The organism is Hydrogenophaga sp. (genome assembly GCF_011772445.1).
GTDB lineage: Bacteria > Pseudomonadota > Gammaproteobacteria > Burkholderiales > Burkholderiaceae_C > Hydrogenophaga.
The window spans coordinates 1,457-1,684 of the sequence record NZ_WVZN01000051.1; the positions used below are offsets into that span (position 1 = coordinate 1,457).

A 228-nucleotide genomic window follows, 5' to 3' on the forward strand; every position below is an offset into this window, starting at 1 on the left:
CGGTATACCCGCGACTACGCGGCGCTGGAGGCGGAACTGGCGAACCTGATGGCGGCGGCAGAGTGGTCGTGGCAGAGCGGTGAGAACAACGGCGTGCTGGATCTGGCACAATGGCTCTATGTTGGCGGTGGAGAATTCCTGGACCTGCAGGGCCACGCGCGTGAGGCCGTGCGACTGCTGACCTGGGCGGCCGAGGCATCCCGTGCGCTGGGCGACCGGCGCGGGGAA

1 protein-coding gene is annotated in these 228 nt (G+C 68.4%); it reads left to right on the plus strand.

The window, feature by feature from the left end; all coding sequences use genetic code 11:
• Positions 1–228: hypothetical protein (locus GTO19_RS22355; RefSeq protein WP_291025191.1), on the plus strand; the 228-nt coding region annotated here is incomplete at both ends.